The 9,016-nt window shown below is 60.0% G+C and carries 5 protein-coding genes and 1 pseudogene; 2 read left to right on the plus strand and 4 right to left on the minus strand.

Going from position 1 to position 9,016, the window contains the following annotated elements; translation table 11 throughout:
* The first annotated feature begins 243 nt into the window (after positions 1 to 243).
* Positions 244 to 5,226: a hypothetical protein gene (locus C5B85_RS08820; RefSeq protein WP_104285656.1), complete on the plus strand. Its 4,983-nt coding sequence runs from the start codon at positions 244 to 246 to the stop codon at positions 5,224 to 5,226.
* A gap of 119 nt (positions 5,227 to 5,345) precedes the next feature.
* Here the strand turns inward: C5B85_RS08820 and C5B85_RS08825 are convergent, their stop codons facing one another.
* The 3 genes and pseudogenes from C5B85_RS08825 to C5B85_RS19770 all read right to left on the minus strand — a co-directional run.
* Complete coding sequence (locus C5B85_RS08825; protein WP_146077900.1) at positions 5,346 to 5,900, minus strand: hypothetical protein; 555 nt, start codon at positions 5,898 to 5,900, stop codon at positions 5,346 to 5,348.
* 461 nt (positions 5,901 to 6,361) lie between these two features.
* Positions 6,362 to 7,540, minus strand: coding sequence for a hypothetical protein (locus tag C5B85_RS08830; protein WP_258070683.1), 1,179 nt, complete (start codon positions 7,538 to 7,540; stop codon positions 6,362 to 6,364).
* Between the two features lie 261 nt (positions 7,541 to 7,801).
* Positions 7,802 to 7,942 (minus strand): annotated as a pseudogene (locus C5B85_RS19770) (SEC-C metal-binding domain-containing protein); the annotation flags it as partial.
* A 628-nt stretch (positions 7,943 to 8,570) separates the two neighbouring features.
* Between C5B85_RS19770 and C5B85_RS08835 the strand changes: the two are divergent.
* A complete protein-coding gene (locus tag C5B85_RS08835) occupies positions 8,571 to 8,792 on the plus strand; it encodes a hypothetical protein (RefSeq protein ID WP_146077901.1) in 222 nt (73 codons plus the stop codon).
* Here the strand turns inward: C5B85_RS08835 and C5B85_RS08840 are convergent.
* Positions 8,776 to 8,964, minus strand: coding sequence for a hypothetical protein (locus tag C5B85_RS08840; RefSeq protein WP_104285660.1), 189 nt, complete (start codon positions 8,962 to 8,964; stop codon positions 8,776 to 8,778). The two genes, C5B85_RS08835 and C5B85_RS08840, sit on opposite strands and share 17 nt — an antisense overlap.
* Positions 8,965 to 9,016: the final 52 nt, after the last annotated feature.

Below are 9,016 nucleotides of genomic sequence, written 5' to 3' on the forward strand. Positions count from 1 at the left end.
CGAGACTGTCAATGGGTTTCCGTAGAAGAACGGCTTTCAGCAAGTTCTTCGGAGTCAACAGACGACATGCGTTACGACGCTCGCGTTGAGGAAACCGCGTTCCCTGGTCCATCCTCTCGATCTGGCGTGCCCCGAGAGGAAGGAAAGTTGGTTGAGATCGCCGATTATTGGCGTTCATTGCCTGTGAGGGATCGTGGCTGGGTGAAGCTGTCGGCAACACGTTCGATCGGGGAGGTCTAGAGCATGGGCGCCGATAACGTGAACGCGCGCGAGAAAGAGATCGCGGTGGTCAATCCGTATGCCGGCGGTGGCGGAGGGAACACCCTTGCTCACCGAATCGCGACTAGCTATCTCGCCGACATGCTGCTGGGCGCCGGGCGAGCTGAGACTCACGAGCTTCCTGTCGTCAGGGTCGCCTTCCAGACGAGCTCAACCGATCCCGTCGACGATCTAAGGGTAGAGGCTGAACACGATGGAGAAACGATCGTCGTCCACATCGCAGCTCGACGCGCCCCCCAGTTCACCCGCAGCCATTCGAAGACAGCCAAACTCGTCAGAACCCTTGTTGACCAGGTCGAGACCTTGGCAGAGGACGAGTGTGCAAACGTTGCGGTCGCCGTCGCAACTATGGCCTCTTCGACTAAGGAAGTTCAGCTCCTCGCCTCCCTTGCACGAGACAACGCAACGGAAGCTGACTTCTACTCACAGATCCACACGCCTGGGCGGAACTCAGGCTATGCGAAGCGGTACGAGCACCTGACAAGGCTGGTATCTCAGGCGCGGCCGACGGCCTCCGACAACGAACTTCGGAGAATCGTCTGGTCACTCCTCAACCGCCTATGGATCCTGAGTTTTCGCGTCGAGTCCGACGACGAAACTGACTGGGTAGAAATTGGAAACCGGCTCAATCCTCTCGCCCGGCACGGACAGAAGGGGACCGATGTCCGCGATGCCCTTCACTCGGCCGGCTCTACTCAGTTTGATCAGCAAGGCACTGTAGTTGACCGTGCCTTGCTCCGACACAAGTTCCACTCTGTTCTCGCAGCAGACGCCGGCCGATCTAAGGATGCGTGGGCGCAGCTCAGCCTGGAACAGGAATCCGCAAGGGTTGCCGTTCGCCACGATCTGGCAGACGGAATCCAACTGCCACGAGCGAAGCTACAGGCGGACATTCAGGCCACGATCGCTCACGCAGGCAAGACACATGGGGCTCTCCTAGTTACAGGTGAATCCGGGATAGGCAAGAGCGCGGTGACCCTCTCGTCGGCAGCGGCGCTGGCGGACCGCAACAGCGATTTTCAGTGCGTAGTGCTCAATTTGCGACGGACCCGCGACAGCGTTGCGGCACTGTCGGCGGATCTCGGAATGTCTCTTACTGACGTACTCGGGGAGATGTCTGCACCTGATCGCGTCCTCATCATTGACGCCGCCGATGCCGCCAATGAAGGGCGTGCACCACTCCTCCGAGAACTTGTGGCAGCGACACATGCAGCAGGAGTCGGAATAGTGCTCGTCGCCGCCGACACGGCAGTCAACGAAGCCTCCAACACGCTCCACGGCATATACCCCGACCCACAGCGATTCGAAGTGCCTGGACTCGATGACAGCGAGCTTCGCGCCGTGGGAACCAAGGTGCCAGCGATCGCAGGTGCCCTGCGAAACATCCCCACCAAATCGCTGTTTCGGCGACTGGCGATCATTGACCTCTTGGCGCGTACCGGTTCCGCAGTCACCAAGCCGCTGGCCGACTGGGACTGTCTCGAGCTGATTTGGCAGGACCTCATAGGCCGTGCAGTGGGTCAAAGCTCAGCGGCAGCGAGAACCGCAACCCTCTTGTCAATGAGCGAGGCAGCACTCGGCCTCCCGAGCCCCGAAAAGGCCTACTCAGGCGCCGACTACGCAGCACTCGACTCTCTCCGGGCAGATCGGCTGGTGGCACCAGCGAATCTAAGAAGGCCCGCGCCGGAGTTTGCCCATGACGAGGTCCGTCGCTTCGCAACCGCTGTCTGTCTAGTGCAGGCCCCTTCCCTGAGCGGAACTCTGAAGACATCCGGACCAGCGCGATGGTCGATGTCAGCCGCTAAGCTCGCATGCGAGGGCAGGCTTTCCGGCGCAAACGATCCCCATGCTGAACTCGCGATACAGATCGCCGATTTTGACGCTCTGGGAGAGGAAGCCAGCGTCCGCTGGAAGGACGTGCCGCTCGAAGCGGTACTTGAGATGCCGAACTCCTATGCTCTTCTCCGCCGCATGATCGACGAATCCGGCACAGATACGCAGAACGTTCTCGCGAACATTGTCCGAGTCGTTTCGCTGCATCAGCGACATGACAACATGATCGACGTCCGACGAGGTGAGCCGGTCGTGCGCTTGCTCGTTGAGGAAACAGAGCAACTGTGGCACCGTGATAACGAGACCTACCGTTTGGTGTCAGACTGGCTCAAATCCTCCCTACTGGAACAGTTGTCTGCCGGCAACTCCACTCGTCTCGCGCTTCGCAGAGTCCTGCTCGACCATTGGCATAAGCATTACCCGCAGGCTGACCGGTCGAGCGCGGCACAGGAGCTTGAAGGCGACGCTGTGTTTGACGTCTTCCAAGGTCATACAACAATGAGACGGCGCCGGAGCAAGCTGAACTGGCAGATCACCGAAGAGCGCTTCGTTGAGCTGCTGGCTCTCCTTGGCCCTGACATCAACGACGAAACACGTGCATGCCTCCTGGAGGTAGCAGCCGAGTCCCCATCGCGCCTTCAACCCGCTGTCGACTTCTTCTGGAGCGCCTGGGGGCTTGGGATGCACGATCCTCAGCTTCTCCTCACCCTCACTGAGTCCTACTACATCGATCACGAGGGCAGCGGCGGGTGGAGACACTGGGACGGCATTCGCGACCACCAACGGCACGGCTCTTACAAACTCAGCAACCACATGTATGGCCCGTTTTGGGTCCTGACTCGGTTCTGCTCACACGTGGATTGGATTCCAGTGGTGAACAGAATGCTCAACCATGCAGCGAACATCCGGTGCCGGACAGAGGATGGATCAGGATCGATCGATCCCGGTTCGAAGGTGACACTAGCGATCGACGGCACCGAACGAACCTACGTCGGCGACGGCAACGTATGGGGCTGGTACCGCGGCAACACGAACGGACCATACCCATGCATGAGTGCACTACAGGCAGTGGAACGATGGGTGGACCACTCGATCCGCGATGGCGCAGCTATTGGTGATGTTGCAACCGCATTGCTGAGCGGATGCGAAAACCTTGCAATTCCCGCGCTCCTCCTGGGGGTCACCATTCGTCACTTGGGTGACGACGCTACGGTACTCGATCGATACCTCGTGGAACCCCTTGTCTGGCAGCTTGACCTGAGCCGCGCCACTCACGAAGCCGTTGGAATCATGCTGGCGGCCGATGATGGAATCATCAATCCGGAACGGCGCAAGTGGCAACTGCGCGATGTCGCTGCTTTTCTTGTGTTGAACGCCGGTGCGGAACGCCGTTCAGAACTAAGGGACCTGGGTCAGCATCTCATAGCGAACTCCGATCGTGCCGGTATCGGTGAGTCAACCGTCATCCGTTGGGCGGCGACACTTGATGCGGACAATATGGAGACTGAGCCTATAGAGGGCGGCCTTCTCGTCTCGTTCAACGAGCCGAAGGCTATTGAAGAAGAGCTTGCTCCGCTACGAGCTGACCTCGGTCGCGGCAACCTTCTAATCGGGCTTCAGAACAAGTACTGGATTCCTGCACGGGAGCAGAAGGACGGCTCGGAGCCGCCAACGCCGGGTGAGATTGCGGAGGACCTATCAGAGGTCAAAGATCTGTATGAAAATCCACCCGAGTTCGCCGCATACGACCTTCCCCTCGTAGTCGCCCACGTCTCAGCCGCAGCAGTGCGCAGCGCAGCGGCTGGCAACATTGAAGCGTTCGGTGTGAACGCGTCCTTCGCGATCAATTGCACCCTCGGCATTCTCCGGGCGTACGCGGACGCGTCAACAAACGACGTCGACGCGCTTGAGTACGAGGACGACATAGGGACCCGAGGTGCAGCGGCATCAGCGGTGCCGTATCTGCTGCTCCCCGAGCTGACTGAACAACTCGCAATCGCAGGCGTCATCATGGACGATATCGAGACAACAGTGGCGACATTCGGCCAACTCGCGGCGACCGACACCTGCCTCAGATTCGCACGCTCTTGCGACGCCATCTGGGATCATCCTTGCTCCGGAAGCCCCTGTATCCATACGACTGCCTACAAGTGGGTGCTCGATCTCGCTGCGCTCTGCGAAGTGCCTGACTTTGACGACGAGCTTCAAGAGCCGCTGCCTAGGGAGCCCATCACGGAGAACATCGCAGATCGGGTTTCCGCTGTTGCACCAGGAAGGCTCGACACCTCACGCTTGAGTGCGACGATTCGTGCCGCTGGACACGCCGCCATCTCGAAGGCGTGCATCGCGAAGAGCGCTCAGAGCGATCTCAAGAGGCTTCTGCAGGCTCAAGCGATCGCGATGGTCGTCCAGGAGACGTCCGAAGGCGTCCACTTCATTGACGACCATGGCGCTGAGACTGTGAGCGCAGCCCGAGCATTACTCCAGAACAGATCACTTTCAGACGAGAATCTGTTGCTCTCGTACGTAACAACGCTGATGCCTGCCAGTCAAGTCTTCAGTGCGTTTCTGCGGGATCTGGCAGCCGTGGGAACCGAGAGTCAAGAACTTGCTGATTCAGCTAAAGAGCTGTGGCCCACCTTGTTGGGGCACGTGCTAAACGAACTAGACGCGAACAAAGACCTCTATGGGCGAGACGATACCTTCGGCGGTTATGCCCTTGGACATCTTCTGCCAAGCCATCCGCTCTCAGCCCGGGGCCTGCACGAAGAGTTCGGACGTTCGACTTTCGATTGGGTGCATCCTGAAGTACTGGTGGAGTTCATTCCTCGGTGGCTGCCGCACGCCGCAGGCAGAATGCCAGCGCTACTTGATCTTGTCCGTTTTCTGCGTCGACTCCCCATAGACACCCAACTCGGCGAAGGTCTGAACTGGCTGAGCGATATGTGCTTCTCGCGGCCGGATCGTCAGATCACTTCCTCCGAGGTGCTTGAGGAGTGGCTGGTAAAGGTCAAACACGAAGCTGACGTGCGAGGAAACAGCGCTAGCTGGCTCAACTTCGTCGATCGTCTCGTGTACGCGGGAAACACGGCGCTTGCAGGATTCTCGCGTTGAATGTCGCGACAGAGCGGCTGCTGTGGTGCGGGCGCTGATGGGCGAGCCTTCGGTGCCGTTATTCATGCCTGTGAAAGTCTCCCGGCGGGGTCCTTCACGGCGCTTCTGCCCCTGTGGAGTCATAGATCGCGCCCACGACCACGACCTGTGTTTCCTCCTGGGGCGTTCGGCGCGATGAGCAGGGGCCCCAGCGCATCTAGGGTTCGTAGTCCCGCGGCCGCAAGTTCCGCGGCCTGCGCGCAGGCGATCTGGAAATGCTGTTCATCGCGCCAACGCGGCGCATCCGTCCAAGTCACACGCCGCTCGTCCTGGTCGTCGAGAGAGTGCGCGTTCCAGATGGCTAGTGGGCCGAAGTGACTGTATTCAGAGAGTTGGCGGTAGACCGGTTCAAGTTGCCCCGCGTCGTCACGAACAGCATGAAACATTGCCTGAAAGCTCTTCTTCGCCGGTCGGCTATCCCCAGGACCTTCCATAAGGAATTTTGCGTAGCCGGGGTTTCGGAGAACGTAGAGGCCGATGGTGATGGTCTCGACCCAGGCTCGAATCAAGGGTAGGACGGCGTGCGGGTTGTTGTTCACGATCTCTCGTGTAACCCCCTCGTGGAGTCCCCGCATACGTGAGACGAACGACCCGAACAGCATGAACTCCGCGGTGAGTGTAGTTTGCTTCGACATGTGCCTCTTAGCCACCGCCGTATACTCCTGCGGGCAGCCATGAGACGCCCGAGAAATCGCGTTCTCGCGATTGTCCATTCCTGACAGGTCTAGGAGTTGCGGGTCTGACTTAGCCATAGCTAGAGCCTGCCACCAACGGCACGGATTTGATGTACTTGAGCGGCTCGACTCTGTCACGACTTGCTCGGTGGCCTTGGGCCACACGAACCAGTGGGCGCGGTCGTGTCAGCCATCGCTGGACGCACGGCTTCTGGCGGATATGAAGACTCGCCGGCGGAGGCCTGACGGTCGAAGGCACCGAACCACACCTCGATGAGGTTCGCCCAGAAGGGGTGGGTCCTAGTGAGGTGAGCCTTGAAGCGTCCGAGGGCCCCTCTCGTGCCTGGCCGGTGTGCCGGAGAGTTCCCATCACCTATGAAGCATCCGAGTCTCGAATCTTATTCGAGCGGCGGCAGTTAGGTCTACTTGCGCTTTCGCTTTGGCATCGTGAAGAGGAATGCTGCCTCGCGGCGCTGGTTCAATCGTTCCCCAATGGCGGGGCTGATGGCCCCGACCAGTCCGAGTGTCGCACCCGCGAAACCTGCCACACCACCCGCTGAACCCACGACTAGACCCATGCCCCCAGCGATCACCGGCGCGGTGAGGGCAAAGCTGCGATACGTTCCCATGCGCTTGTTCAACACTCGCGAAGCTTGTTCGATGTCGGAGGCTACAGCGCGGATGGAGGAGATCTGCGAACCGAAGTCTGGGGCGCTTTCCATTGCGATGCGCACTCGCACTCGAAGGTCTTCCACTGCGTCTTCAGCCGACAGCATGCGCGCGAGGTCCTTCGCTCCGAGGTTCGCTAGCGAAGGAACGTCTGCCCACAGTGCTGTATTCGCAAGACTGGACCTATTGCTATCTCTGCGCTGGAGCATGCGCGCTTCGAATGGAGAGGCGGCAACGTACTCCGATCCGAGCACGTCGGCTACTGCTAGCCGCCGCTCCGTGCGCTGCAGATAGTTCGCTAGAGCGGTGTCTGACTCCTTCTTGATCCAAGCTGAATAGTCGTGTTGCGGGTCATAAGACTGGAGCATCCGAAAGCCAATGGATCGGTCAGCCTCAGTGATCGATTCAGGATCCGTACGGCCGTAAAACCACATACCCGGGCTGTGCTCGATGTCATCCACAGCGTTGATGAACAAGACTTCACGGGCGCTTGGTCCTTCCACCACGAGCTGAGACCGGACGAACCGCACCAGGGAGTCGTTAGCGAGAGCAAGTTCGGTCGCGTCGTGGATCAATCTGCCTCCGATGAACTCGGCGACGCTGTCAGGCATTGGAAGCACGTGCCCGCCGCGCAGAAGGTGCTGAAACTCCATCTCCTCGATAGCGAGCGCTCTCACCCTCCGCGCTGTCGGCGTGGATCGAAGCGCGCGGAGCAGACTATCTGGGTAGAGAACATGGTCAGCGAGAAGCATGGTGCGTCCGATGAGCTTGTTGACTGCCAGCTCCTCATTCCAGAGGATGGTCCGGCGCGGCATCAGTTGACGGAGCGAGCTTGACGTCTTCCACGCGTCCACCGCAAACGACGCAATCGCTTCGATGTAGCTGTCCTTCAGGGGTTCATCGCTTTCGGGGAGCGCAGCGAGTTCGCGCAATAGAGCAACTCGTGTGCGTCCTAACTCCTGAGCCGTCGCTGGGTCATCGTCGGGCGTGGAGGCTGCCACAGCTCGGTCGAACGCGGTAGCTCCCAGAGGTCGCTGGGTAGGCCCGTCCGGCGGCAGGGTGAGTGGGGTGCCGGCAGGCATCATCGAAGGAATAGCAGTCCGCGCTAGCTGAACATCCGGACTCAGACTGATGAATTCATCGTCGTCAGGCCTGACAGGCGCTCCTGGTGGATGACGTGGTGCTGCGAATCGCTTGTGGCATAGACGATACGTTTTTCCGGACCCGCACCAACATGGGTCCTGGCGGTCGAACGGAGCAAGCGGATTCACCTGCTCAGGATATCCGGCTGAGGAACTAGTCCTCTGCGCCGTCGCGCCGCACGAGGGGGACATGCAACACCTCTCTCGTTTTCGAGAGCCGTCCCGAAGCAAAACGCGTTCTGGCCTTGACCACCGCCTTGCACTTCCCGTGGAGTGGCTGGCTCAGTCCCAAAGCACCCCGCGATGCGTCAGCCATTGGTATCGGCGGCCTGGCGGACATCACTGCGTCTGCGCGTGCCGTAGAACGACCGCCACGATAACCGCGAAAGCAGGCGGACTCTCAGTGATCCCCACGCCATCCGGATCCCGCTCGAACCCGTCAATTGTTCTTGGCGCGAGTCCGAGCCCGGCCAATCAAGAACCCATCTAATTTACCCGCCAAAAACCGCCACCAACCGGCTACACTCGTACCAAGCGAACCGCCTGGTTCCCTGTAAACACAAGGGAATCCGCGAGTTCCCGAGACGATCGGCGGAGACCGGAAATCGACCGGATCCTCCCAAGGGGTCGCAAGTTCAAATCTTGTCAGCCCGGGCTGTTCTCCTGCTATGCAGAACAGATTGACCGGGGTTGGCGCACCCTGCAGGACGCTTGTGCTTCGCAGCCTGTCGACGAGGTGGGGCAGCGGCAAGCGCATCGCTCCTACGCTCGGGTCACGAGCGATCGTCTCCGGTTGATCGTCGCTGACTACGAAGCTGGCATGTCTGCCTACGACCTGGCCGAGAAGTACGGCCACAACCGCGGCACGATCATGAGGCACCTCGCCACCGCAGGCGTCCGATCTCGAGTAGCTGTGCCGACAGACGACGAGATCGCACACTGGCGCGAGCTCTACGCACAGGGGCTCGGCTACAAGACCATCGCCCGTCGGGTCGAGCGAAATCACAAGACGATCCGCAAGTACCTCACTTCGACTGCTTGAGTTCAGGTGTGTCAGTCGCCCCTGGCTTCGACGCGTTGGCTTTCGCTTCGTCGTTGTGCCGCGCCTGCGGCCAGCTCCTCCATGCGTGATTGAATTCGAGCTCGAGCGCCATCTTGTTGCTCGTCACGGCGTCGATGCCTTGGACGAGCACGCCCAGGGCCATGCCGATCACAACGGCCTTGACCTACTCATCCTTGCTCTGAGTGGTGTGCGCTTCGCCTCTC

Source organism: Pseudoclavibacter sp. AY1F1 (assembly GCF_002931075.1).
Taxonomy (GTDB): domain Bacteria; phylum Actinomycetota; class Actinomycetes; order Actinomycetales; family Microbacteriaceae; genus Pseudoclavibacter.